At 47.3% G+C, this 25,676-nt stretch carries 27 protein-coding genes; 26 read left to right on the plus strand and 1 reads right to left on the minus strand.

Annotated features, from left to right (window positions below):
- The 10 genes from mutL (at position 1) to HH196_RS00670 (ending at position 9,965) form a co-directional block, all read left to right on the plus strand.
- Positions 1-1,875, plus strand: coding sequence for a DNA mismatch repair endonuclease MutL (mutL, locus tag HH196_RS00625; protein WP_169450180.1), 1,875 nt, complete (start codon positions 1-3; stop codon positions 1,873-1,875).
- The gene (gene miaA, locus HH196_RS00630; RefSeq protein WP_169450181.1) at positions 1,876-2,796 is read left to right on the plus strand and encodes a tRNA (adenosine(37)-N6)-dimethylallyltransferase MiaA; all 921 of its coding nucleotides are present in this window, start codon (positions 1,876-1,878) and stop codon (positions 2,794-2,796) included.
- A gap of 117 nt (positions 2,797-2,913) precedes the next feature.
- Positions 2,914-3,153, plus strand: coding sequence for an RNA chaperone Hfq (gene hfq / locus HH196_RS00635; protein ID WP_169450182.1), 240 nt, complete (start codon positions 2,914-2,916; stop codon positions 3,151-3,153).
- 8 nt (positions 3,154-3,161) lie between these two features.
- On the plus strand, positions 3,162-4,466 hold the full coding sequence (hflX, locus tag HH196_RS00640) for a ribosome rescue GTPase HflX (protein WP_169450183.1): 1,305 nt from the start codon (positions 3,162-3,164) through the stop codon (positions 4,464-4,466).
- A gap of 51 nt (positions 4,467-4,517) precedes the next feature.
- A complete protein-coding gene (hflK, locus tag HH196_RS00645) occupies positions 4,518-5,720 on the plus strand; it encodes an FtsH protease activity modulator HflK (RefSeq protein WP_169450184.1) in 1,203 nt (400 codons plus the stop codon).
- Position 5,721: 1 nt separating this feature from the next.
- On the plus strand, positions 5,722-6,591 hold the full coding sequence (gene hflC, locus HH196_RS00650) for a protease modulator HflC (RefSeq protein WP_169450185.1): 870 nt from the start codon (positions 5,722-5,724) through the stop codon (positions 6,589-6,591).
- 112 nt (positions 6,592-6,703) lie between these two features.
- A complete protein-coding gene (locus HH196_RS00655) occupies positions 6,704-6,898 on the plus strand; it encodes a DUF2065 domain-containing protein (protein WP_169450186.1) in 195 nt (64 codons plus the stop codon).
- A 15-nt stretch (positions 6,899-6,913) separates the two neighbouring features.
- Positions 6,914-8,089 (plus strand): ATP phosphoribosyltransferase regulatory subunit, encoded by a 1,176-nt coding sequence (locus tag HH196_RS00660; protein WP_169450187.1) that lies wholly within the window; start codon positions 6,914-6,916, stop codon positions 8,087-8,089.
- Between the two features lie 27 nt (positions 8,090-8,116).
- The gene (locus tag HH196_RS00665; protein WP_169450188.1) at positions 8,117-9,412 is read left to right on the plus strand and encodes an adenylosuccinate synthase; all 1,296 of its coding nucleotides are present in this window, start codon (positions 8,117-8,119) and stop codon (positions 9,410-9,412) included.
- Between the two features lie 40 nt (positions 9,413-9,452).
- The gene (locus HH196_RS00670; RefSeq protein ID WP_211160797.1) at positions 9,453-9,965 is read left to right on the plus strand and encodes a GNAT family N-acetyltransferase; all 513 of its coding nucleotides are present in this window, start codon (positions 9,453-9,455) and stop codon (positions 9,963-9,965) included.
- A gap of 68 nt (positions 9,966-10,033) precedes the next feature.
- Here HH196_RS00670 and HH196_RS00675 read toward each other — a convergent pair whose 3' ends face one another.
- Positions 10,034-10,834 carry an inositol monophosphatase family protein gene (locus tag HH196_RS00675; RefSeq protein ID WP_248276866.1) on the minus strand — a complete coding sequence of 267 codons (801 nt, stop codon included), beginning with the start codon at positions 10,832-10,834 and terminating at the stop codon, positions 10,034-10,036.
- 132 nt (positions 10,835-10,966) lie between these two features.
- Here HH196_RS00675 and HH196_RS00680 point away from each other — a divergent pair, with 132 nt between their 5' ends.
- The 16 genes from HH196_RS00680 to der all read left to right on the plus strand — a co-directional run bounded on the left by HH196_RS00680 (position 10,967) and on the right by der (position 25,231).
- Entirely contained in the window at positions 10,967-11,707 is a 741-nt protein-coding gene (locus HH196_RS00680; RefSeq protein ID WP_169450189.1) for an RNA methyltransferase, read from the plus strand.
- Between the two features lie 85 nt (positions 11,708-11,792).
- Complete coding sequence (gene iscR / locus HH196_RS00685) at positions 11,793-12,266, plus strand: Fe-S cluster assembly transcriptional regulator IscR (RefSeq protein WP_169450190.1); 474 nt, start codon at positions 11,793-11,795, stop codon at positions 12,264-12,266.
- A gap of 33 nt (positions 12,267-12,299) precedes the next feature.
- On the plus strand, positions 12,300-13,514 hold the full coding sequence (locus tag HH196_RS00690; RefSeq protein WP_169450191.1) for an IscS subfamily cysteine desulfurase: 1,215 nt from the start codon (positions 12,300-12,302) through the stop codon (positions 13,512-13,514).
- 22 nt (positions 13,515-13,536) lie between these two features.
- Positions 13,537-13,917, plus strand: a complete 381-nt coding sequence (gene iscU / locus HH196_RS00695) for a Fe-S cluster assembly scaffold IscU (RefSeq protein WP_169450192.1) — start codon at positions 13,537-13,539, stop codon at positions 13,915-13,917.
- A 32-nt stretch (positions 13,918-13,949) separates the two neighbouring features.
- Positions 13,950-14,273 carry an iron-sulfur cluster assembly protein IscA gene (gene iscA / locus HH196_RS00700; RefSeq protein ID WP_169450193.1) on the plus strand — a complete coding sequence of 108 codons (324 nt, stop codon included), beginning with the start codon at positions 13,950-13,952 and terminating at the stop codon, positions 14,271-14,273.
- Between the two features lie 16 nt (positions 14,274-14,289).
- Positions 14,290-14,823 carry a Fe-S protein assembly co-chaperone HscB gene (gene hscB / locus HH196_RS00705; protein ID WP_169450194.1) on the plus strand — a complete coding sequence of 178 codons (534 nt, stop codon included), beginning with the start codon at positions 14,290-14,292 and terminating at the stop codon, positions 14,821-14,823.
- 4 nt (positions 14,824-14,827) lie between these two features.
- Positions 14,828-16,687, plus strand: coding sequence for a Fe-S protein assembly chaperone HscA (gene hscA / locus HH196_RS00710; protein WP_169450195.1), 1,860 nt, complete (start codon positions 14,828-14,830; stop codon positions 16,685-16,687).
- Between the two features lie 10 nt (positions 16,688-16,697).
- Positions 16,698-17,036: an ISC system 2Fe-2S type ferredoxin gene (gene fdx / locus HH196_RS00715; RefSeq protein WP_169450196.1), complete on the plus strand. Its 339-nt coding sequence runs from the start codon at positions 16,698-16,700 to the stop codon at positions 17,034-17,036.
- 99 nt (positions 17,037-17,135) lie between these two features.
- Positions 17,136-17,543, plus strand: a complete 408-nt coding sequence (ndk, locus tag HH196_RS00720) for a nucleoside-diphosphate kinase (protein ID WP_169450197.1) — start codon at positions 17,136-17,138, stop codon at positions 17,541-17,543.
- Between the two features lie 60 nt (positions 17,544-17,603).
- Positions 17,604-18,713: a 23S rRNA (adenine(2503)-C(2))-methyltransferase RlmN gene (rlmN, locus tag HH196_RS00725; protein ID WP_169450198.1), complete on the plus strand. Its 1,110-nt coding sequence runs from the start codon at positions 17,604-17,606 to the stop codon at positions 18,711-18,713.
- Between the two features lie 124 nt (positions 18,714-18,837).
- Complete coding sequence (gene pilW, locus HH196_RS00730; RefSeq protein ID WP_211160798.1) at positions 18,838-19,620, plus strand: type IV pilus biogenesis/stability protein PilW; 783 nt, start codon at positions 18,838-18,840, stop codon at positions 19,618-19,620.
- Positions 19,617-20,597 carry a RodZ domain-containing protein gene (locus HH196_RS00735; RefSeq protein WP_169450199.1) on the plus strand — a complete coding sequence of 327 codons (981 nt, stop codon included), beginning with the start codon at positions 19,617-19,619 and terminating at the stop codon, positions 20,595-20,597. Before pilW ends, HH196_RS00735 begins: the two co-directional genes overlap by 4 nt.
- 54 nt (positions 20,598-20,651) lie before the next feature.
- Positions 20,652-21,896, plus strand: a complete 1,245-nt coding sequence (gene hisS / locus HH196_RS00740; protein ID WP_248276906.1) for a histidine--tRNA ligase — start codon at positions 20,652-20,654, stop codon at positions 21,894-21,896.
- Between the two features lie 15 nt (positions 21,897-21,911).
- Complete coding sequence (locus HH196_RS00745) at positions 21,912-22,568, plus strand: tetratricopeptide repeat protein (RefSeq protein WP_169450201.1); 657 nt, start codon at positions 21,912-21,914, stop codon at positions 22,566-22,568.
- Positions 22,568-23,719 (plus strand): outer membrane protein assembly factor BamB, encoded by a 1,152-nt coding sequence (bamB, locus tag HH196_RS00750; RefSeq protein WP_169450202.1) that lies wholly within the window; start codon positions 22,568-22,570, stop codon positions 23,717-23,719. Before HH196_RS00745 ends, bamB begins: the two co-directional genes overlap by 1 nt.
- A 75-nt stretch (positions 23,720-23,794) precedes the next feature.
- Positions 23,795-25,231, plus strand: a complete 1,437-nt coding sequence (gene der / locus HH196_RS00755; protein WP_169450203.1) for a ribosome biogenesis GTPase Der — start codon at positions 23,795-23,797, stop codon at positions 25,229-25,231.
- The last annotated feature ends 445 nt before the right edge of the window (positions 25,232-25,676 follow it).

Genomic DNA, 25,676 nt, shown 5'->3' on the forward strand with positions numbered 1-25,676 from the left:
ATGAGTCGAATACACCTACTTTCACCGCAATTAGCCAACCAAATTGCAGCGGGTGAAGTTGTTGAAAGGCCTGCTTCAGTGGTTAAAGAGATCATGGAGAATGCGATAGATGCAGGCTCCACAAAGATCTCTGTTGAGGTAGAGCAGGGTGGCGTAAAACTGATTCGTATTCGCGACGACGGCAAGGGTATCGATAAAGATGATCTGCCGCTGGCGCTGAGTCGCCATGCGACCTCAAAAATTACTGCCCTTGAGGATCTAGAGGCGGTTGCAAGTTTAGGTTTTCGTGGTGAAGCATTGGCGAGTATCAGCTCGGTATCACGTCTAACTCTTAGTTCGCGCGCAGAAGGGCAAGAGAGTGGGTGGCAGGTTCGAGCTGAGGGGCGCGATATGGAGGCTGAAGTTTCTCCAGCTGCACACCCGCAAGGGACCACGGTTGAGATGCGAGATCTCTTCTTCAACACTCCGGCACGGCGTAAATTTTTAAAGACTGAAAATACTGAGTATCGCCACCTGGAAGAGGTGGTGAAACGCATGGCGTTGAGTCGTTTTGATCTGCAGTTCCAGTTAAGTAATAACAATCGCGTGGTGCATCAACTTAAACCTGCAATATCAGAGCAGATGAAGGAGCGTCGAATCGCTTCACTGCTCGGCGCAGACTTTATTAACAGTGCGCTTAATGTTGATATCGCAGCGGAAGCCTCAGGTTTGCGACTCTGGGGTTGGATTGGGCTTCCGACCTATTCGCGTAGCCAGGCAGATCAGCAATACTTCTTCGTTAATGGTCGAATCATTCGCGATAAGTTGGTGACGCACGCAATTCGTCAGGCCTATGCTGATGTCCTCTATAACGGCCGGCACCCTTGCTATGTACTCTATCTAGAGTTGGACCCAGCGCTGGTTGATGTCAATGTGCACCCGACTAAGCACGAGGTTCGATTCCGTGAAGGGCGACTGGTTCATGACTTCATTTTCCGATCTATTCATCGTGTCATTGGCGAGAGTCGTCCTGGAGATAGGACTCCAGAAGCGACGCCTGGTTTTGGTACAAATCTGCAACAGCAGGTTGAGCCGCTAAATCAGTCGTTTGAGCAGCAGCGAATCTCTCTCCCTAGCGAATCTAATTCTCCTGGCGCTTTTAATTTTAGTGCTTACCAAGCTGCGAAGCCGAGTCAGGGCCAAATTCAGCAGCAGATGGCAGGTTATGCAGCACTGCATCCGCAAACGCCTGGGCTGACGGCTGAAATCTCATCAGTTGGAGCGACTTTAGGCGCTGCATCCACTGCTGATATTCCGCCGTTAGGCTTTGCAGTAGCGCAACTTCATGGCATCTACATATTGTCGCAAAGCGCCCAGGGTATAGTAGTCGTTGATATGCACGCCGCGCATGAGCGTATCGTTTACGAGCGTATGAAAAGTGCCTGGGAGTCTGAGGGAGTTCGAAGTCAGCCGCTTCTAGTTCCAGTGACACTAAACGTTAGTGAAGCTGAAGCAGAGATAGCAGCCGAACAGGCAGATCTTTTTAAACAGCTTGGCTTCTCTCTGGAGCGCTTGGCACAAGAGTCTATTGTTATTCGAGAGGTACCTGTATCTCTGGCGCGCTCAGATGTGTCGCTTTTGGTTAGAGATGTACTCTCTGATATGAAAGTCTACGGTACATCGCGCCGTATTGAAGAGAGTATTAATGAGCTGCTAGGAACCATGGCTTGTCACGGTTCAGTGCGTGCAAACCGACAGCTCACTATTCCAGAGATGAATGCATTGCTGCGTGACATGGAAGCGACTGAGCGATCTGGGCAGTGTAACCATGGTCGTCCAACTTATGTACAGCTCACGATGGGTGAATTGGACAAGCTCTTTTTAAGGGGGCAGTAGGTGTCTCTGCCTAAAGTTCTCTTTTTGATGGGGCCAACTGCCTCGGGTAAGACTGATCTTGCTTTGCAGCTATTTGACCGTGTCGATGCCGAAATTATTAGCGTGGATAGCGCGCTCATCTACAAAGAGATGAATATTGGCACTGCGAAGCCAGACGCCCAGACCTTGCATGATTATCCGCACGCATTGGTTGATATTTTAGATCCCACTGAGAGCTATTCAGCTTCAGATTTTGCAAACGATGCAAAAGTACTAATTGACGCTGCCCATCAAAAGGGCAAATTGCCGATTCTTGTTGGCGGCACCATCCTCTATTTCAAAGCGTTGGCAGAGGGTTTGGCTAAGTTGCCAGAGGCGAATCCGGAGTTGCGCGCCGAAATAGAAGCGGATGCAGCTAAGTTGGGTTGGCCCGCTATTCATGCGCGTCTATCAGAGTTGGACCCTCTTTCAGGTGTTCGTTTGGGTGAAAATGATCAACAGCGAATTCAACGCGCGCTAGAAATTGTCTTAATGACCGGTCGAAGTATTGAGGAGTTCTGGCAGCAGCAGTCCGTGTTAGAGCACCCCTGGGATATTGTGCCGATGGCCCTGATGCCCTCCGATCGTGCCGTATTGCATCGACGCATTGAGCTGCGTTTTGAACTAATGCTTGCACAGAATTTTCAAGCTGAAGTTGAAAGTTTGCGTGATCGGGGTGACCTAAATTTAAATCTACCTTCCATGCGTTGCGTAGGCTACCGCCAGATGTGGCAATATCTGGATGGGGATTTCGATGCTAATGAAATGCGTATGAAGGCCATCGTAGCTACACGGCAGTTGGCTAAACGCCAGATGACTTGGTTGCGTGGTTGGCAGGGTGCAGTTGTAGTTGATTCGATGGATCAAAAATTGCTCGATAAATCTTTGGAATTAATTGCCTGAATCTAATATCATTCTTTGGTCTACTGTAGTTCTGCTTGGGGAAAATGTTCTCCGCTCGCATTTTGGGCAACAGAGGTAGCAACCTAATAACGATTATCTCCAAATGGAGGAGGCACTATGTCAAAAGGGCAAACCCTACAAGACCCTTACTTGAACGTTCTTCGCAAGGAACGCGTTCCAGTATCTATTTTCCTAGTTAACGGTATTAAGCTTCAGGGACAGATTGAGTCTTTCGATCAGTTCGTGATTCTATTGAAAAACACTGTAAGTCAGATGGTTTATAAACATGCGGTATCTACCGTTGTTCCATCTAGACCTATCAAGCTGCCACAGGTCGATGAAAAGCCGACCGAATGAGGTAATAATTGTTCTTCGAACGTCCTGAGTCTGGTGAGACAGCCATACTCGTCCATATAGATTTTCCGGGGCATAACGCGAACAACAATCCACGAGAGCTAGAAGAGCTAGCTCTCTCGGCCGGGGCGGATCCTGTTGAATATCTTTTCGGCACCCGCTCTGACCCAAGTCCCAAGTTCTTCCTTGGTAAAGGTAAAGTTGCAGAACTCGCTGAGCTTGTGCATATGCATGACGCTAAGCTTGTGATATTCGATCACTCTTTATCGCCAGCCCAGGAGCGAAACCTTGAGCGTGAGATTCAGTGTCGTGTTTTGGATCGTACCGGTCTTATCTTAGATATCTTTGCGCAGCGCGCACGCACCCATGAAGGTAAGCTGCAGGTTGAGTTAGCTCAGCTTGAACATATGTCCACACGCCTAATACGTGGTTGGACCCACCTTGAGCGTCAAAAGGGTGGTATAGGTCTGCGTGGACCGGGTGAAACTCAGCTTGAGACAGACCGTCGACTATTGCGTGCTCGTATTAAAGCGATCACAGCCCGTCTAGAGAAAGTGCGTAAACAGCGTGAGCAAGGACGTCGTGCCCGTGCTCGTGCCGAAATACCAACACTATCACTGGTGGGATACACCAACGCCGGCAAGTCGACACTGTTTAATCGTATTACTGAAGCCGATGTGTATGCGGCTGATCAGCTATTCGCAACGCTCGATCCGACCCTTCGTAAGCTTGAGATGAATGATATTGGTTCAGTTATTTTGGCCGATACGGTTGGATTTATACGAGACCTCCCCCATAAACTAGTAGAGTCCTTTAGAGCGACCTTGCAAGAGACCGTTGAAGCGGCGCTTCTGCTGCATGTGATTGATGCTGCAGATGATGAGCGCCGTGATCACATTGCTGAAGTGATGCACGTGCTTCATGAGATCGATGCTGATCAGGTCCCGATGTTGGAGGTCTACAATAAAATCGATGCAATGGAGGGTGTTTCACCTAAAATTGATCGTGACGATGAGGGTAATCCAATTCGTGTGTGGCTCTCAGCGCAGAGTGGTGAGGGCGTTGAACTGCTGATTCAGGCGCTGCAGGAGCGGTTAGCCAATGATATGTTCCATGATGTTATTGAATTGGATCATTTTCAGGGTCAGTTAAGGGCAATGCTTTACAAACAAAATGCAGTGGTTGATGAACAGTTTTCTGAAGAGGGTCGTATTAGACTTGAGATCAAGCTTCAGGAAAAAGAGCTGCGTAAGATTTTGAGCCGTTTAGATATCTCTCACGAGACATTTATTCCGGCCAGAGAAGAAGAGTGGTAATAGTTAGCTAAGCTTTCTATTAAAAAAGTTTATTTTAGTTGGAGTGTGACTATGGCTTGGAATGAGCCTGGTGGTCCGAAGGACAACCAAGACCCATGGAACAGTGGCGGCAATAATGGTCGTCGTGGTGGTTCGGGAGGTCCTGAACAGGGGCCGCCTGATCTAGATGAAGCTTTGCAAAAGTTGCAAGAGCGTTTGAACTCGCTATTTGGCGGTAAGAAAAAATCGGGTGGTAATGGTGATTCTGGAATCACGCCTCCATCAGCGCCAAGTGCCGGTTTTATCGGGTTAATCGCATTAGCTGTTGTCGTAGTCTGGGGTGGTATGGGTTTCTATACCGTTGACCAGCAGGAACGCGGTGTTGTTTTACGTCTAGGTAAATACTTAGAGACTGTGCAACCAGGTCTGCAGTGGAACCCACCATTGATCGATGATGTGACTAAGTTGAACGTAACGCGCGTTCGTACACTTGATCACGGCTCACTTATGCTTACTCGTGATGAGAACATCGTCAACGTTGATATGACCGTTCAATACGTTGTTAGCAATCCGCGTGATTATGTTCTAAATGTACGTGATCCAGAAACCAGTCTTTCGCATGCATCTGAGTCGTCACTTCGTCACACAGTGGGTGCGACTGATATGGATGCAATTCTTACTGAAGGCCGTGAAACTCTAGCGACTGAAGTTAAAGCGCGTCTGCAGAGCTACATGGATGATTACGGTACGGGCTTATCAATCTCAGGTGTTAACGTTAAGAATGCTACTGCGCCTAAACAGGTTCAAGATGCTTTCGACGATGTAATCAAAGCGCGTGAAGATGAGCAGCGTGTTAAGAACGAAGCAGAAGCTTACGCTAATGGTATCGTACCTGAAGCGCGTGGTACTGCTCAGCGTGTGATCGAAGAGTCAAACGCATACCGTGAAGAGGTTATTGCTAAATCAACCGGTGAAGCGGATCGTTTTACGGCACTATTAACCGAATACAAAAAAGCACCAGCAGTTACACGCGAGCGTCTCTACATAGAGACAATGCAGCAGGTGCTTGGGCAGTCACCTAAGGTGATGGTTGACGTTGAAGGTGGCAATAACATGATGTATTTGCCGCTTGATAAGCTACTGGAGAACAGGTCTGCGCCAATTAACAGCGCAAATGGTACTGTTCGCCTTGATGATACAAGTATGCGTGCTATTACTGATCAGGTTATCAACCGCATTGGTACATCATCTTCATCACTACGGGAGGGTCGTTAATATGAAGCCAACTTCAATGTTTACCTCTGTTATCGCTGTAGTGGTACTGTTGGTACTTTCAAACTCGCTTTACATCATCAAAGAGATTGAACGTGGCGTTAAGCTGCAGTTTGGTGAGGTGGTAGAAGCGGATCTTCAGCCGGGTCTTCATTTCAAGATTCCGTTTGTGAACACGATTCGCAAGTTTGATGCCCGAGTTCAGACGCTTGATACTCGCCCTCAATCGTTCCTAACGCTTGAGAAAAAACGTCTAGTTGTCGACTCTTACGTTAAGTGGATCATTAGTGATACCTCTAAGTTCTACACTGCAACTTCAGGTGACTCATACCGTGCTGCAGATCTGCTTTCGACACGTATTGAGACATCTCTGCGTAACCAGTTTGGTACCCGTACGTTGACTGAGGTTGTCTCTGGTGAGCGTGAAGAGGTGATGGACGCAGTCATCGCAACACTAAGCAAAATCAGTGAAGAGGAGCTTGGCCTTCGCGTAGTTGATGTGCGAGTGAAGCGAATTGACCTGCCTTCAGAAGTATCTAACTCTGTGTATGAACGTATGCGTACAGAGCGTGAGCGTCTTGCACGTGAGCTTCGTTCACGTGGTAAAGAGCTTGCAGAGGGTATTCGCGCAGATGCAGATCGTCAGAGTACGGTCATCCTAGCGAACGCTTACCGTGAGTCGGAAGTGACTCGAGGTGAGGGCGATGCTCAGGCGGCAAGTATCTACGCTAATGCATACAACAAAGACCCAGAGTTCTACTCGTTTCACCGTAGTCTAATGGCCTACCGTGAATCATTTAAGAGTGGCTCCGATGTTCTTCTGCTAAAACCTGATAGTGAATTCTTCCGCTACTTACAGGGAAGTAAGCCTTAACCAAAAGGCTTGGCTTTAAGGGTTAAAAACGGGTGCCATTGGCGCCCGTTTTCGTGTTAAAATTCGTCAACCGGGAAACCCCCGGTTTTTTTGTGATTTGGCAGTGCATTTAATGTCCGAACTTTGGCATGAGCTATGGCTCGCATTTTGTTTGGTTTTAGTGATCGAGGGTGTGATTCCATTCCTCTATCCGCAGCGTTGGCGCTCGATGGTTTCCCAGCTTGGAACGATGAGTGACCAGACGCTTCGCACCTTTGGTTTGGTGTCGATGCTGCTAGGTACAGTTTTGTTAGTTTTTTCGCGATAAAAGTTGGAGAGATAAATGGCGTTGGCTGATCGCTGGCTACTTCCTGATGGTATGAAGGAGCTTCTACCCCCAGTTGCACGAGAAGTGGAATTGGTGCGTCGCCGCGTACTTGATCTTTTCCATGGCTGGGGCTATGAACTTGTGATGCCTCCAGTCGCAGAGCACCTTGAGTCACTTCTAACCGGTGTTGGTGGTGATCTTGGTCTGCGAACATTTAAAGTGACCGATGAAACCTCAGGTCACATGCTAGGTATTCGAGCGGATATTACGCCTCAGGTGGCGCGTATTGATGCCCATCGTTTGCGCACAAATGGTGTGAGCCGTCTCTGCTACTGCGGTTCGGTTCTGCACACCCGCGCTGTGAATATGTTGGCATCACGTAATCCTATGCAGGTTGGTGCTGAGCTTTTTGGCCACCAGGGTGTCGACTCAGATTCTGAAGTTATCTCGCTGATGCTTGATACGCTTCTTCAAGTCGGTATTAAAGGTTCTCTCAACCTCGATCTCGGCCATGTTGGCGTCTTCTCTGAATTAGTGAAAGAGGCAAAACTTTCTCAAGCTCAGATTGATACTTACATTGATATTTTGGAGCGTAAAGCGCTTCCAGAACTGAAAGATTTTGTTGCTGGTCTTGATATCGATTCTGCTCTTCAGACGAAGTTAGGTTCATTGGCTTCACTTAACGGTGGTGTTGCGGAGCTAGATAAAGCGCGCCAGTTGTTTGTTGATAGTCCTGCAATTCTTGAAGCTGTAGAGCACGTTGCTGCAATTGCAGAGCGAGTTAAAACGGCCTTTCCGCAGGTTGGCATTTATATAGATCTAGGTGAGTTACGTGGCTACAGCTACCACACGGGTGTTGTGTTTGCAGCTTACTCACCTCAGTTTGGTCAGGCGCTCGCTAAGGGTGGTCGTTATGATCAGATCGGTGCGGACTTTGGGCGTGCGCGTCCTGCAACTGGATTCAGTGCGGACCTAAAAACTTTAGTGATGTTGGCTCTTGAAGAGACGCCAGCATTTGCATCATCGATTCTTGCTCCAAAAATGGCGGATGGATCGTTGGTTGAAGCGGTTGCCCAGCTTCGTGCGCAGGGTGAGCGTGTAGTGTTTGAGCTAAGTGACAGTGAAGTGCCTGCGCACTGTGATCGTCGCTTGGTAAAAGAAAATTCCGAATGGGTGGTTACCACTCTCTAAAGTTTAAAAAGAGTAATTGATAGTCTAATGGGCAAAAACGTCGTTGTTCTCGGCACTCAATGGGGTGACGAAGGTAAGGGTAAAATCGTTGATCTTCTGACTGATAAGGCTGCGGCTGTTGTTCGCTTCCAAGGTGGTCATAACGCGGGTCACACCCTAGTAATTGATGGTCAAAAGACCGTTCTTCACTTGATCCCTTCCGGTATCTTGCGTGAAAACGTTCTATGTTTGATCGGTAACGGTGTTGTACTTTCACCTGAAGCTCTTCTTAAAGAGATGGCAAAGTTGGAAGAGTCAGGAGTGCCAGTACGTGAGCGTCTGCGCCTAAGTCCTGCGTGTCCGTTAATTCTTCCATACCACGTAGCACTTGATCAGGCACGTGAGCTTGCTCGCGGTAACGCAAAGATCGGTACGACGGGTCGTGGTATTGGGCCAGCATACGAAGATAAAGTTTCGCGTCGTGGTCTGCGTCTTGGTGATCTTAAAGATCGAAAACTCTTTGCTGAGAAGCTTAAAGAGGTGATGACTTACCATAACTTCGTTCTAGAAAGTTACTACAAAGTTGAGCCTGTTAGCTACGATGCGGTACTAGAAGAGTGCTTTGCAATGGCTGATCAGCTTCTTCCTTTGGTGATTGATGTTACAGCTAAGCTGCACGAACTTCGTAAGCAGGGCGCTAACATCATGTTTGAAGGTGCGCAGGGCTCGCTACTTGATATCGACCACGGTACCTACCCATATGTAACCTCTTCAAATACCACTGCAGGTGGTACTTCAACAGGTTCTGGTTTTGGTCCTCTATACCTTGATTACATTCTTGGTATTACCAAAGCGTACACTACCCGTGTAGGTGGTGGTCCATTCCCAACTGAGCTTCAGTGTGAAATTGGTGCGCGTCTTGCTGAGCGTGGTCACGAGTTTGGCTCAACTACGGGTCGTGCACGCCGTTGTGGTTGGTTCGATGCTGTAGCGCTAAAACACGCGATTCAGATCAACTCTGTATCAGGTATCTGTCTAACTAAGCTAGATGTTCTTGATGGTCTTGAGACTATTGAGATCTGTGTAGGTTACAAGGATGCTGAAGGTAACGATGTCTACTCGTTAAATGGCAGTGAAGATTACGAAACAGTAACGCCAGTGTACGAAACAGTTCCAGGTTGGAGCGAATCTACTTTAGGTGCCCAGTCTCTTGATCAACTTCCAGCGAACGCTGTGAACTACATCAAGCGTCTAGAGGTTCTAATCGAAGCGCCTATCGATATCGTATCTACAGGTCCAGATCGTATCGAAACGATCGTTCTTCGTGACCCTTACAACGCTTAATTTTAAGCGTTAAAAAAGCCGGCTTTTGTAGCCGGCTTTTTTGTCTCCGCAAAATCCGGTTACTATAACTGTTCCGTTTTACTCTATTGCTACACTCTTTGTTGAGGTCTATATGGATGTTGAGGTTTTAAGTTTTGCTGAGCTCTCAAAAGAGCAGCTCTACACGGTTTTGAAAAACCGTTTTGAGGTTTTCTTTTTGGAGCAGGATTGTGTCTGTCAGGATATGGATGACGAAGATCAGAGAGCGGCCCATCTATTGCTAACAGAGGGTGGTGAGTTGTTAGCCTATGCGCGTTTGTTCTTGCCTGGGCAGGTGTATGAGGAGGCCTCGATTGGTCGAGTGCTGGTACCAAAGGTTTTCCGTGGTAAGGGGCTGGGACGAGATCTGACTCGAGCTGCTATCGAATGGTTGGAGTCTAAGGTGCCGAACTGCAAAATTAAAATATCTGCGCAGCATCATGTTGAGCAGTTTTATCAAGAGTTTGGGTTTGTCTCCCAGGGCGGGATATATGATGAGTGTGGTATTGCACATATAAAAATGGTGCGTGGTTGATTGCTGCAAAATATTCGCAATAAAAAAGGCGGGATATCCCGCCTTTTTCAATGATGCTGCACTAGGCTCTACTGTGCTGAGTGTACTTTATTTAAAAGTGCCTTCAATAGTTTAGGGTTGGCTGCTACTAGCTCGCCCTTATTGCGAATGTCATTGCCGCCTTTAAAGTCACAAGAGAGGCCGCCCGCTTCGCGAAGAATGAGTAGACCTGCATCGATCTCATCAGCAGTCACACCGTTTTGAATGATGCCGTCGATACGACCAGCCGCAGCATAAGCAAGGTTCAGTGCAACAGAGCCTGTACTGAAAGTGTTAGCATCAGCTTCGATCAAAGCGCGAGTAATATTGAGCTGCTGCTCGAGATGCTTTTTATCAGAAGTGCGTGCAAGGAAACCCGTGCCAATCACAGTCGATGTTAGGTTGGTGCGGTTGCTGACACGCAGGCGCTTGCCGTTAAGCTGTGCACCCTGGCCGTTACTTGCAGTGAACTCTTCACCAGTGACAGGATTTAGGATGATTGCATGTTCAATCTTGCCACGAATAGTTCCCGTAATGCAGAGCGCAAAAGATGGGATCGCTTGAGAGAAGTGAACAACGCTATCGATTGGGTGTACGCGCCAGTGACAAGGATTTGGACCCTCTTCCTGTGCGGCGTGTTCGCCAGAATACTCACCAAAGATGCTGTGGTGTGGGTTAGCTTTCTGAATATTGAAAGCGATTGTGCGTTCTACACCTTTGCAGGTGTCTTTAAGAAAGTTCGCAACACTGCCCTGTTCGCTTTTGATTAGATCTAAGCGTTCAAGCGCGCGTGACATCTGTTCGCTTCCCATGCGGGCAGCGCGCAGTGCGATGTTTACCATTGGTTGCATCGTTGAGTATCCGGAATTATTAAAAGAGCGAACGCACATTATACCAAAGTCCTGCCTAAAAACTATACACCTGTCATCGTGCGCCGAAAGATCAATTCTGATAGAATTTGCGCCCTCTAAAGGAGCCCTTAAGTGTTAGACAATATTCGTATCGTTCTGGTTAATACAACGCATCCCGGTAATATCGGTGCGACAGCGCGAGCGATGAAAAATATGGGGCTTTCAAACCTTACATTGGTAGCGCCAAAACATTTCCCCCATCCTGAAGCGGATGCCCGTAGCTCTCGAGCTGAAGATATTCTTGAGTCAGCTATTGTTGTTGAAGAGCTAGAGCAAGCGATAGCGGGATGTCACTTGGTGGTAGGAACGAGTGCTCGAGGACGTCATATTCCTTGGCCATTAGTTAATCCGCGTGAACTTGCGGCAGCGGTTTCTAAAAGCATTGAGCAAAATCCTGATTGTCAGGTCGCTATCCTGTTTGGACGGGAGGATAGGGGGCTAACCAATGAGGAGCTTCACCTCTGTCATATGCATGTTCATATTCCGACTAATCCAGACTTTAGCTCTTTGAATGTAGCTGCAGCTGTGCAGGTGATCTCCTACGAGATGCGTATGGCTTTAACTACTTCAGAGCAGGCGCCTAACTGGGGTATCGATTGGGATATAGAGTTGGCCGAGCACGGTGAGATAGAGCAGATGTTCGACCATCTCGAGAGTACGCTGGTTGATATCAAGTTTTTAGATCCCGACAACCCTAGGCAGCTTATGACACGTCTTCGCAGGTTAATTCTAAGAGCTGTACCAGATAAGGTTGAAGTAGCTGTTTTGCGCGGAATTTTGACCAAGATTGGTCGGTTGGTAAAAGATAAATAGCCTACTAATTTAGTAGGAAATAATTCTTGACCGTTTTTGTAGGGAATTGCATAATTTAGCCAATAAATTCCTGAAGGAGATGGTCATGCGACTGACAACAAAAGGTCGTTATGCGGTTACCGCGATGCTGGATTTGGCGCTGCATGATGGCAAGGGCCCTATCAGTTTGGCGGATATTTCTGAGCGTCAGGGTATCTCCCTCTCTTACTTAGAGCAGCTCTTCGCAAAACTTCGTAAAAGTGGTTTGGTTAAGAGTGTTAGAGGCCCAGGTGGCGGCTACAGCTTGAACCGAATAAGCTCTGAGATTGCAGTAGCTCAGGTGGTTGACGCGGTGAATGAGTCTGTCGATGCGACAGGTTGTCAGCGTAAAGGGAATTGCCAAAGTGGTGAAGTGTGTCTGACTCACCATCTCTGGGAAGATTTGAGTAATCAAATTCACAGTTTTTTGAGTGATATCAGTCTGCAAGATCTGGTTTCACGTAATGATGTGCTTTCAGTTGCTAAACGACAGGATATGAAGTCGTTGGATCGATTGATCGTATCATCTGCTAACGGTTAATGATCAAGTGTTAAGGTTTTTGGAGAGTTAACAATGAAGTTACCTATTTATCTAGATTATTCTGCAACCACACCGGTGGATCCTCGTGTGGCAGAAAAAATGATGGCCTGCCTTACACCGGATGGTAATTTCGGTAACCCAGCGTCACGTTCACACCTATTCGGCTGGAAAGCAGAAGAGGCGGCAGAAACTGCGCGTCGTCAGGTAGCAGATCTAATTGGTGCTGATCCGCGTGAAATTGTGTGGACCTCTGGTGCAACTGAATCAGACAACCTTGCAATCAAAGGTGTTGCGCACTTCTACCACAAAAAAGGTAAGCACATCATTACATCTAAAATTGAGCACAAAGCGGTACTAGATACCTGTCGCCAGCTCGAACGTGAAGGGTATGAAGTTACCTACCTAACACCAGGAAGTGATGGTCTTATCACTGTGCAGATGGTTGCTGAAGCACTGCGTGAAGATACGATTCTTGTCTCTCTTATGCATGTTAACAATGAGATCGGCACAATCACGGATATCGCTGCGATAGGTGAACTGACTCGCAAGCATGGCGTGCTATTTCATGTAGATGCTGCGCAGAGTGCCGGCAAGCTGCCAATTGATATGCAAGATTTGAAAGTTGACCTAATGTCGCTTTGTGCACACAAGGTCTACGGTCCTAAGGGTGTTGGTGCACTCTATGTGCGCCGTAAACCGCGTGTTCGTATTGAAGCACAAATTCACGGCGGCGGTCACGAACGCGGTATGCGTTCAGGTACTCTGGCAACACACCAGCTTGTTGGTATGGGCGAAGCTTGTCGAATTGCTAAAGAGTCTATGGACGCAGAGCATGCGCGCTTGGTATCGCTGCGTGATCGATTCTGGTCAAACATTAGCGACATGGAAGAGGTTTACATCAACGGGTCTGTTGATGAGCGTTACCCTGGAAACCTCAATGTCAGCTTCGCCTTTGTAGAAGGTGAGTCGCTTCTTATGTCGCTTAAAGATCTTGCTGTCTCTTCAGGTTCTGCTTGTACTTCTGCATCACTAGAGCCTTCATATGTACTTCGTGCATTGGGTCTAAATGATGAGATGGCGCACAGCTCTATTCGCTTCTCTTTCGGTCGTTTTACAACTGAAGAGGAGGTTGATTATGCAGCAGCTCAGGTTCGTACAGCAGTAGATAAGCTACGTGAACTGTCACCGCTTTGGGATATGTTCAAGGACGGCGTTGATCTAAGTAAGGTTGAGTGGGTTCACCACTAAGTTAATGGTTTAGGAGATAGTCATGGCTTACAGCGAAAAGGTTATTGATCACTACGAAAATCCACGCAACGTCGGCAAAATGGAGTCTGATGACCCTAGTGTTGGCACTGGTATGGTGGGGGCACCAGCCTGTGGTGATGTAATGCGTCTTCAGATTAAAGTGAATGATGACGGCATTATTGAAGATGCCAAATTTAAAACCTACGGTTGCGGTTCTGCGATCGCTTCTAGCTCACTGGTTACTGAGTGGGTTAAAGGTATGTCGCTAGATCAAGCAGCGGCACTTAAGAATGCTACAATCGCTGAAGAGTTGGCGCTTCCGCCGGTGAAAATTCACTGTTCAGTATTGGCAGAGGACGCTATTAAAGCGGCTATTGAAGATTACCGTAGCAAACAGAAATAAGGATAACCTGTGCAAGCAGGTTTGTAGGGATTATGGCAGTAACTATGACATCTGCCGCAGCAAAGCATGTTGCGGCATACTTAGGAAAGCGCGGTAAGGGTATCGGTATCCGTCTGGGTGTTAAAACATCTGGCTGTTCTGGTATGGCCTATGTCCTTGAATATGTTGATCAGCTTGAAGAAGAGGATAGCGTATTCGAATTTGACGGTGTCAAAGTTGTTGTTGATCCAAAGAGTCTCGTTTACCTAGATGGTACTGAGTTGGACTTTGTGAAAGAGGGGTTGAATGAAGGCTTTCAATTCAACAACCCTAACGTAGCTAGTGAATGCGGTTGCGGCGAAAGTTTCAACGTCTAAGCCATAGGTAATTGCATTGGATCTCTCCAAAAACTTTTTTGAGCTATTTGGTCTGCCTGCTGGTTTTGAAGTCGATCGAAGCCAGTTGGATAGCCAATACCGCTCGCTCCAGCGTGAATTCCACCCTGATCGATTCGCACATTTAAGCGATGCAGAGCAGCTTAAGTCTGTTCAGGCAGCTACTCATATTAATAGTGCATACGATGCCCTTAAATCACCTATAAAGCGTGCTCAGTATCTTTTGTCCCTTCAGGGTATTGAGACGGGTGAAGAGAGTCGCAAACAGTTGCCCGTAGCGTTTTTAATGGAGCAGATGGAGCTTCGGGAAGCGCTAGGTTCTGTTCCTAAAGCATCCGACCCTTTTGCTGCTTTGGCTTCGTTGGAGAGAGAGGCGAAATCGCTTGAGAAAAATTGCTTGGATGGATTTGTAGCGAGCTTTAATTCAGGTGATATGGAGATGGCTGAAGAGGCGGTTCGCAAGCTTCAGTTTCTCAATAAATTGATTTTAGAAGTAGGTGCTATGGAAGAGCGCCTCGAAGAGGAGTTTTAGTTACATGGCGTTGTTACAGATAGCTGAGCCAGGTATGAGTATGGATCCCCATCAGCGAAAGCTTGCTGTGGGTATTGATCTAGGAACAACAAACTCATTAGTCGCTTCTGTTCGCAACGGTGTAGCTGAGACTCTAGCTGATGAGTCGGGTGAACATCTTCTCCCTTCCGTGGTTCGCTACCTTGAGGGTGGCTCCATTGAGGTGGGTGCGGCTGCCCTGCAGGCCGCGTCAAGCGATCCATACAATACGATACAGTCGGTTAAACGACTCATGGGTCGCTCTGCTTCTGATGCATTAACTCTAGGCGAACAGCTGCCATACCGCTTTTCGAGTACTGAAGGTGGCATGCCCTATATTGAGACTGTCTCTGGCTCAGTGAGTCCGGTTCAAGTCTCTGCTGAAATTCTAGATAATTTGGTTAGAAGAGCAGAACGAACCCTAGGTGGCGAGCTTGAAGGTGCCGTGATCACTGTGCCTGCCTACTTTGATGATGCTCAGCGTCAAGCGACTAAAGATGCGGCAACCGTTGTTGGGCTCAAAGTTTTACGTCTCTTGAATGAACCGACAGCTGCTGCAGTTGCTTACGGTTTGGATCAGCAGGATAAGGGTGTTGTTGCTGTTTACGACTTAGGCGGTGGTACCTTTGATATCTCCATTTTGCGTCTAACTCAGGGTGTTTTTGAGGTGCTTGCAACGGGCGGAGACTCAGCACTGGGTGGAGATGATTTTGACCACGCTATTGCTAATTGGGTCCTCGAACAAACTTCGGATTCAGATCTAGATCAGTCGCAACTGCGCGCTCTCCTTGCTGCATCAAGAGCCGCTAAAGAGCAGCTTACCGATCAAGCTGAAACAGAAATTCAACTGCCTGATGGATCAACAATCTCTCTTTCGCGAACAGAGTTTAACGAGCTTACAGCCTCTCTAGTTGGTAAAACTATTCGTGCATGTAAGCGGGCGCTTCGCGATGCAGGTATCGATATTTCAGATATTAACGATGTTGTTATGGTGGGCGGTTCAACGCGTGTGCCTGCAGTGGTTGATGGCGTTCGTGAGTTTTTTGAGCGTGAGCCACATACTGATATCGACCCTGATCGCGTTGTTGCTGTTGGTGCAGCGATTCAGGCAGATATCTTGGCTGGTAACAAGCCTGATGCGGAGCTTCTGCTCCTTGATGTCTTACCTCTTTCACTGGGTCTTGAGACCATGGGTGGCTTGGTTGAGAAGGTGATCCACCGTAATACGCCAATCCCTGTTGCGCGTGCTCAAGAGTTTACGACCTATCAAGATGGTCAAACAGCGATGCTTATTCACGTGCTTCAAGGTGAGCGTGAGTTGGTAGAAGATTGTCGCTCTCTTGCTAAATTTACCCTTAGAGGCATTCCTGCAATGGCTGCAGGTGCGGCTAAAATTCGTGTCACTTTCCAAGTCGATGCAGACGGTCTGTTGAATGTTTCAGCTAAAGAGCTATCTACAGGAGTAGAGAGTACGATTCAGGTAAAGCCATCCTATGGCCTGAGTGATTTAGAAATTGCATCGATGCTTAAAGATTCGTTCGCTTACGCTGCAGATGATAAAGATCGTCGTGCACTGCGTGAGCAGCAAGTTGAAGCGGATCGACTTATCGGGGCTCTACATGCAGCTATCGCTGAAGACGGTCAGGCGCTATTAACTGCTCAAGAGCTTTCAGATCTGCAAGCTGAGATCGCTGTGTTGGAATCTCTGAAGCAGAGCGTTAACAGTAAAGCGATAGAGGCGGGTGTCGAGCATCTTGCGCAAGCGAGTGACTTCTTTGCTGCACGCCGCATGGACCAATCTATACAGAAAGCGCTCAAAGGTCAGAGCGTTGATCAAATTGATTAAGGTAGTTTGAATGACACAACTGATTTTTCTGCCAAATGAAGAGCACTGCCCTGAAGGCATGGTTATTGAAGTTGAGCCGGGTATTACAATTTGTGATGCCGCTTTAGCGAATGGTATCGATATCGAGCACGCTTGTGAAAAGTCGTGTGCTTGCACCACTTGTCACGTCATTGTTCGTGAGGGTTTCGATAGTCTCGAAGAGTCAGATGAGCTTGAGGACGACATGTTGGATAAGGCTTGGGGTCTTGAGCCAGAGTCGCGCTTAAGTTGCCAAGCTGTAGTTGGGAGTGAAGATTTGGTTGTTGAAATACCGAAGTACACGCTCAATCAGGTCTCTGAAGGGCATTAATCAGTATTTACTAATAGAACTGTTTAAATTTAATACCTTCGCGTATAATTCCGCGCACTAAAATTTTGTACCACAATTCAACTTAAGGATTAATCGGTCATGGCTACTGAACGTACTCTTTCTATCATCAAACCAGATGCTGTTGCTAAAAACGTAATCGGCGAAATCGTTTCTCGTTTCGAAAAAGCAGGTCTTAAAGTTTCTGCAATGCAGATGAAACAGCTTTCACAGGCTGATGCTGAAGGTTTCTACGCTGAGCACAAAGAGCGTCCTTTCTTCGGCGATCTAGTATCTTTCATGACTTCTGGCCCTGTTGTTGTACAGGTTCTTGAAGGCGAAAATGCTATCGCTAAAAACCGTGAACTTATGGGTGCTACTAACCCACAGGAAGCTGCTGAAGGCACTATCCGTCGTGATTTCGCTGAGTCTATCGATGCGAACGCTGTACACGGTTCTGACTCTGCAACTTCTGCAGCACGCGAAATCGAATACTTCTTCGGCGCGTAATTCAGTTACACTGAGGCGTTCTCCGTTTTCGGAGAGCGCCTTTTTTATGGTTGCGATTATATGTCTGAACAAAAAGTAAACCTTATCGGTCTTTCACCAAGCAAACTTGAAGCTTTCTTCGAGGAGTTAGGTGAGAAACGTTTCCGTGCTACTCAGGTCCTTAAGTGGATTCATCAGCAGGGTGCGAGCTCATTTGATGAGATGACCAATATCAGTAAAGCGCTTCGTGAGCGTCTAGCTGAGGTTGCGGAGATCCGTGAACCAGAGGTTGTACTGGAAAAAATCTCCAAGGATGAAACCCGTAAGTGGGTTATTCGTATGGATGGTGGTTCAGCAATTGAGATGGTTCTGATTCCAGAAGGCGATCGCCGCACTCTGTGTATCTCCTCTCAGGTTGGATGTTCGCTCGACTGTAGTTTTTGTTCTACGGGTAAGCAGGGCTTCAATCGTAATCTAAGTACAGCTGAGATTGTTGGGCAGCTTCGAGTTGCTATTCGCTCTTTTGGTCCCTTTGATCCATCAGGTGACCGTCGCGTTTCAAACATCGTGTTGATGGGTATGGGTGAGCCACTCATGAACTTCGATGCGGTTGTCGATGCGCTTGAGCTCTTCATGGAAGATAATGCCTACGGCCTCTCTAAGCGTCGCGTTACCCTGAGTACAGCGGGTGTTGTACCAGCAATTGATAAGTTGTCTGAAGTAACTGACGTATCGCTTGCGATCTCACTCCATGCACCAAACAATGAGCTGCGTGATCAGTTGGTTCCAATTAACCGTCGATACCCTATCGAGCAGTTGATGGATTCTGTGAAGCGTTACTTCTCAAAACTTGCTGACCGTCGTGTAGCAACCATTGAATATACGTTAATTGCGGGTATCAATGATCAGCCAGAACATGCACGTGAGCTGGTTAAGTTGTTGAAGCAGGTTCCTTGTAAACTCAATCTAATTCCATTTAACCCATTCCCTAACTCTGACTACAAGCGTCCATCGGAAGATGCGATTCAGCGCTTTAAGATGGAGATGTTAAAGGGGAAAATTTTGACGACGGTTCGTAGAACGCGTGGTGATGATGTGGATGCTGCCTGTGGTCAGTTGGTCGGTCAGGTTCAAGACCGAACTCGCCGTAGTCAAAAATACATCGATCTACAGGATGCGACTGACGCATAAAACCTCCGTGTCTAGCTCTGGTCAAAGATTTAGCCTGCTAAGTTTTATCAATTGAAACCTAGATTAAATTAGGGTTATAAACTATCGTTAATCAAATAGTTATTTGATTCTAAGCGGTATTTTTGTGGCCTCTACTGTTCGTGCCCTTCTAGTTATCACCTCTCTTGCCTTGCTGGTAGGCTGCTCTTCATTTCAGTCTAATGGTTCGGGTAGTGCTGTTCGGCCTGATGAGTCGGCACTGGCTGCCTACACCAAATTGGGAATGCAGTATCTCCAGGCAGGTGATCTTCTGAGTGCGAAAGATACCCTGCAAAAAGCGGTTTCAGCAGACGCGAAATATGCACCGGCCTTAAATGGGCTGGCGCTCGTTTTTCAGGCGGAGCAGGAACGAGACCTGGCCGATGGCTACTATAAACAGGCGATTGCAGCAGACCCCAGCTCAGCAATGATTCACAATAACTATGGTGCATTTCTATATTCGCTTGGTCGTTATGAAGAGGCTTGTACGCAGTTACAAAGTGCCACCGAAGATCCTTTCTATACGCAGCGTGCCCAGGCATTTGAAAACTTAGGGCGGTGTTACCGTTTAATTGGTCGAGTCGATGCAGCCGAGTTTGTATTGAAGCGTGCCATTACCCTCTCTCCAGATCGTGCTTCTGCGCAAATTGAGTTGGCCGATCTCTATATTGAGAAGGGTGATCAGGTTGCAGCTAATCAGCGTTTTGTCGAGTTCAAAAGCTTACTAGAGCAGGGTAAAACTCAGCACTTTGCGAAAAGTCTTTGGGTTGGTGTACGATTGTCACGATTGGCAGGTAGTCCATCTAAGGCAGCAACTTATGCGCTGCTACTAAAAAACCTATATCCGAACTCAGAAGAGTACAAAAATTATAAGGAAAGCGGATTGTGAGTGATCACGATTTATTAGGGGATGATTTAAGCGGCTTCGCAGCACACAAATTGGTCGCTGCCCGTGAATCTATGGGTTATACAGCCTCTGCCCTGCAACGTGAGCTTAAGTTAACTACGCAAGTTTTTACTGCACTGGAAGAGGGTGATCTAGAGTCATTAGGTGCGCCTGTTTTTGCTCGTGGTTACATTCGTGCTTATTGTGGTCGAGTGGGTCTCGAGCCAGGTCCTTTTATCGAACACTACAATATCGCTGTTGGCGAAGTGACCACTAAGCGCAAATCCGTTGTTCAAAGTGCGGGTGCCGCTACGAAAAAAACGGTGCTCAAGCTAAATCCACAAAAAGCTAGCTCTGTTCTAACACTGCTATTTCGGTTGGTCATTATTGCGGTGCTTCTCTCCGGGGTTGCCTACGGTGTTATGCAGGTAAACTGGTCAGGGATTGGTTCCTCATTTACATCTGACGCTGAGACACCTGCAGTAGAAGAGGTGCCTGCACTGCCGCCAATGCAAGGTGATGGTGAATCTTCATCTATCGCTATTCCGGTGCCAATTTCGAACTCTGTAGAGAGTGCGCCTGCCGAAGCGCCGTCAATTCAGCTTAATACACCAGAAGAGAAACCGGATACTGCCCCTCAGGTTGTGGCGGTGAAAAGTTCAGAAACGACTGCAAAACCAGATGCTGTTGATGTATCGCAGCCTGCTCAGGTTGCAACGAAACAGGCAAGTTCGGGCGGTAATGATCTGGTGATCACATTCTCTGAGGTAAGTTGGGTTAACATTAAAGATGCAAATGACGCTGCACTATTTAATGGCCTAGCCGCCAAAGGTAAAAAGTTAGAATTGTCTGGTAAAGCGCCTCTTTCAGTGGTGATTGGTCGAGCTGATGCTGTCGGATCGATAACTTTTAATGGCTCAACTGTTGATTTAGGGCCGCATACCAGAAAGAATGTCGCCCGAATTACATTGTCGCGTTAATACGCAAAGATTTTACGGGTTTTTACATTGGCAAAGTTGCAAGCCATTCGTGGTATGAATGATCTCCTGCCAGACCAGTCTCCGGTTTGGCAGTATCTCGAATCTCAAGTTAAGTCAGTACTTCAAGCCTACGGCTATGCAGAAGTGCGAACTCCTATTGTTGAACAGACTGAACTCTTTAAGCGCTCTATTGGTGAAGTGACCGATATTGTTGAAAAAGAGATGTACACCTTTGAAGATCGCAATGGTGACAGTCTGACGCTTCGTCCAGAAGGTACTGCAAGTTGTGTCCGCGCTGCGGAACAGCACGGATTGCTATATAACCAGGTACAGCGCCTCTGGTATACCGGTCCCATGTTCCGACATGAGCGTCCGCAGAAGGGGCGTTACCGTCAGTTTCATCAGGTAGGCGCTGAAGCCTTCGGTATGGATGGTCCAGATATAGATGCCGAAGTTATCGTGATGAGTGCGAGACTTTGGAAAAATCTTGGGCTTTTAGGTTCTGTTGAGCTGCAGCTTAATACCTTGGGCTCAGCTGAGGCGCGAAATCGATTCAAAGAGGATTTGGTTACCTACCTCTCAGCTCGTAAAGACCAGTTAGATGAAGATAGTAAGCGTCGTCTTGAGAGTAACCCTCTGAGGATTTTGGATTCTAAGGATGCAAATACTCAAAGTTTGTTGAACGATGCGCCGCATTTTCATGACTACATCGACGAAGAGTCGCGTAACCACTTTGAGACCCTTAAAACCCTGTTAGATGCCGCAGGTATTCAGTATGTTATCAATCCACGATTGGTGCGTGGACTGGACTACTACGGTAAAACGGTATTTGAGTGGGTGACAACTGCACTAGGTGCTCAGGGTACTGTGTGTGCTGGTGGTCGTTATGATGGACTGGTATCACAGTTGGGTGGTAAGCCTACCCCTGCTGTTGGTTTTGCCATGGGTGTTGAGCGTCTAGTGCTTCTCTTGGAAGAGCTTGGTCTTGTGCCTGAAGCTGTCCGCCAATCGGTTGATGTATACGTGATTGGAATGGGTGATAATAATCTTGCAGCGGCAATGGCGGCTGCTGAGGTCATGCGTCATGAAGCGTCACTTCGCACTGTATTGCACTGTGGTGGTGGCGGATTCAAAAGCCAGATGAAGAGAGGGGATAAGAGCGGTGCTCAATTTGCAATCATTGTTGGTGATGAAGAGCGTGATAACGGAGAGGTTGCAGTAAAGCCTCTGCGTGATAACGGCGAACAGGTTAAAGTTAAGGTTCAAGAGCTCGCTACATTCATGCGTGAGCGTTTTTAATAGTTGGAGATTGGTGTGGCTGAGTTAAGAACAGAAGAAGAGCAGGTTGAAGCGCTCAAAAGTTGGTGGAAAGAGAACGGTAAGTCGACCCTATTATGGGTAGCTGTAGCTGTTGCGGGTGCCTTAGGTTGGAAATCATGGAATCAATACCAGGATAATTACGCAGGTGGTGCATCAGCGATTTATGAAAATATTTTAAGCCCAGTCGCTATGGGGGCTTCTCTTGATGATGCAGCAACCACCTCACTCTTTCGTTTAGGTGAGCAGTTGCGTGCAGATTTTGGGTCAAGCAGCTATGCACCTATGGGTGCTATGGTGTTGGCGCGTGTTGCGGTTGAAAAGGGTGATTTAGCACAAGCGATGGAGCAGTTGGATTTTGTATTGTCATCTGATGCTGCTGCGACTGACCTCAAGGAGCTTGCATCGATTCGCAAGGCTAAGCTGTTGTTGGCTGAAGGTAAAACAGGTGAAGCGAATGCGGCGCTAGTGGTTGCGGCTGGATCTGCTTACCAATCGATTCTGCTTGAGACTCAGGGTGATATAGCAGCAGCAGAGGGTAAGGCTACTGAGGCACGTAAACTCTATGCGCAAGCGATGGAGCTCTCTGACGCCCAGCGTAAAACTGTTATTAAATTGAAGTTTGATGATCTTGCTACTGGAGAAGGTGTTTAATGAACCCTCTTAACACACGCTTTATCGTACTGGCTCTATCTGGCGCTATCCTCTCGGGTTGTGGGCTCTGGTCTGCAAGCGAAGAGGCGGCACCTCAACCACTTGTTGAGTTTAAGCAAGAGAAGTCATTTAAAGTTGTTTGGCGTGTGGATGTAGGCTCTGGTTTTGGAGAGCGTTTCAATCAGATTAAACCGGCTGTTAGCGAATCAGCAGTCTATGCGGTTGATGCAACTGGGCAGGTCTCTGCTGTATCAAGCGCAGACGGTAAAATCCTGTGGCAAATAGACTTGGATCAGCCTGTTAGTGCAGGTGTCGGTCTTGGATTCGGTACCCTTGCAGTGGTTCTAGATAGTGGCGAACTTGTGGCTTTAAAGGCTGCTGATGGTTCTGAGCTTTGGCGCATACAGTTAAGTTCAGAGGTTACAGCTCAGCCGCAAATTAATGCTCAGATGGTCGTGGTTCAGCAGGTCAATGGGCAGATTGCGACCTATTCGCGTGAGTCTGGTGAGCAGTTGTGGGTTTATGATGCACAAGAGCCGGCTTTAACGCTGCGCGGAACCGGAACTCCGCTGCTATTGTCAGATGGTATGTTGGCGGGTTTTGCAAACGGTAAAGTTGTTGCCTTGGCTGGCGCTTCAGGTGCTCCTGTTTGGGAACTGCGTGTTGGTGATGCAAGTGGCCGCTCTGAGCTTGAGCGACTGATGGATCTTGATGGCGGTTTTGTAGTCGCTAATGATCTTGTCTTCACCGGCGGCTACCAGGGTCGTGTAGTTGCAATCAATCCTGCAACTGCATCAACTGTCTGGACGCAAAAGTTCTCTACTTATCGTGGTCTAGCAACAGGATTTGGAAACATCTACGCAAGTGATGCACAGGGTGCAGTAGAAGCCTTTGATATCTCAACCTCAGCAAGTGTTTGGCGCAACTCAGACCTGGCAAATCGTGGTTTGGGTACACCAGTTGTCTTGGGTAACCAGGTTGCAGTTGGTGACTCGCTTGGTTATATGCATCTTCTATCGCAAGCGGATGGACATTTTGTCAGCCGTGTTGAAGTGGATAGTTCTGCGCTATACGCTGACCCTGTCGTACAGGGTGAAATGATTTATGTGTTAAGCAATGCGGGTAAATTGACTGCATTAACGCTAAAATAGTTTTAGCCTTTTTAATTTAGGCGGCACTCTGGTTTCAGATTGCCGCTTTCTGCTTTTTTGGAGATAGCAAACTTTATGCTTCCGGTTATCGCTCTTATTGGTCGCCCTAATGTGGGTAAGTCGACCCTATTTAACCGTTTGACACGCTCGCGTGATGCATTGGTTGCTGATCTACCAGGTCTGACTCGTGACCGTAAATACGGTGAAGGCGATCTTGGTGAACGTGATTACATAGTCATTGATACCGGTGGTATCTCTGGTGATGAAGCGGGTATCGATAAAGAGATGGCGTATCAGTCCTTCCAAGCAGTGGAAGAGGCTGACATCGTCCTATTTCTTGTTGATGGTCGTGCGGGCCTGAATCCTGCGGATGAGATGATCGCGCAGCACCTACGTAGAAATGAGAAGAAAGCCTATCTGGTTGTAAACAAAACTGATGGTATCGATCCTGATGTGGCGCGTGCAGATTTCTATGCCCTAGGTTTAGGTGATCCGCTAACTATCGCTGCTGCGCATGGTCGTGGTGTTCGTCAGTTGATAGATCTAACGCTTGATGAGGCGGGTGTGCCGCATCCTGAAGAGGGTGAAGAGCAAGAGAAAGAGTTTGACCCAAGTATTAAGATCGCCATCGTGGGTCGTCCAAATGTGGGTAAGTCTACTCTTGTTAACCGTATGCTCGGTGAAGAGCGTGTTGTGGTGTATGACCATGCAGGTACAACTCGTGACAGTGTTTATATCCCTTATGAGCGTGATGGTCAGGAGTACACCCTTATTGATACAGCGGGTGTTCGCCGTCGTCGTCAAGTGACTGAAGCGGTAGAGAAGTTCTCTATCATTAAAACACTGCAAGCGATTAAAGATGCTCATGTCGTAATCTCATTAATTGATGCTCGCGACGGTGTAACAGAGCAGGATTTAAGTATGCTTGGATTTGTAATCGATTCAGGTCGTGCTCTTGTCGTTGCACTTAATAAGTGGGATGGCATGGACTCCGATGCCAAAGATACAGTTAAAGGGCAGATAGAACGTCGTTTGGGCTTTGCCTCTTTTGCGCGTTTGCACTTTATATCGGCTAAGCATGGTACTGGCGTTGGTGACCTTTATAAATCAGTAAACGAAGCTTACAAGTTCGCAATGATGAAGTGGTCTACTAATGCGCTAACCAAGTTGTTAGAAGATGTAGTAGCTGATCATCAGCCACCAGCTGTTAACAATCGCCGTATCAAATTACGTTATGCACACCAGGGGGGCTCAAACCCACCTATTATTGTTGTTCATGGTAACCAGACAGATTCGCTACCGGGTTCTTATAAACGCTACCTAGAGAATCGCTTCACTAAATTTCTAAAAGTACGCGGTACACCAATGCGCTTTGAGTTTAGAAGTGGCGAAAACCCATTTGCTGGGAAAGTGAACAAGCTCACACCTAGACAGTTGGCGAAGAAAGAGCGCAGTCGTCAGCATATTAAAGATATGAAGAAGCGTGAAAGAGATAAGAAACGCAGTCGATAAACATGAAAGGCCCGCTAATAGCGGGCCTTTCTACATCTAGTGAAAATATTTAGAAATAAATCTATATAGGGTGTTGACTCATTCTAATACCTACGTATAATTCGCGCTCTCGATTACGGGGAAGGACGCAAAAGCGACCGGATACTGAAATCGGGATTGCGGTTCAAGTGGTTGTTTTTTAAACACTTTATTGAATCGTTCTGATCAACCAGTTAGTTTTTTCTCTCGTAAAAAAGTTGAAAAAAGTGGTTGACAGATAAGAGGTCGATCACTAAGATACGCACCTCGCTTGAGACGAGTCTCAAGCAGCCACTAAAACATCAGTGGCACGCTCTTTAACAATAGATCAGGTAATACGTGTGGGCGCTTGTTGAGGTTGAGCACAAAAGCTTAACAAGACAAGCAAACCTATATGTGAATTCATTTAGCGTAATGTTTTTCTTGA

Source organism: Marinobacterium sp. LSUCC0821 (assembly GCF_012848475.1).
Lineage (GTDB): Bacteria > Pseudomonadota > Gammaproteobacteria > Pseudomonadales > Balneatricaceae > Marinobacterium_E.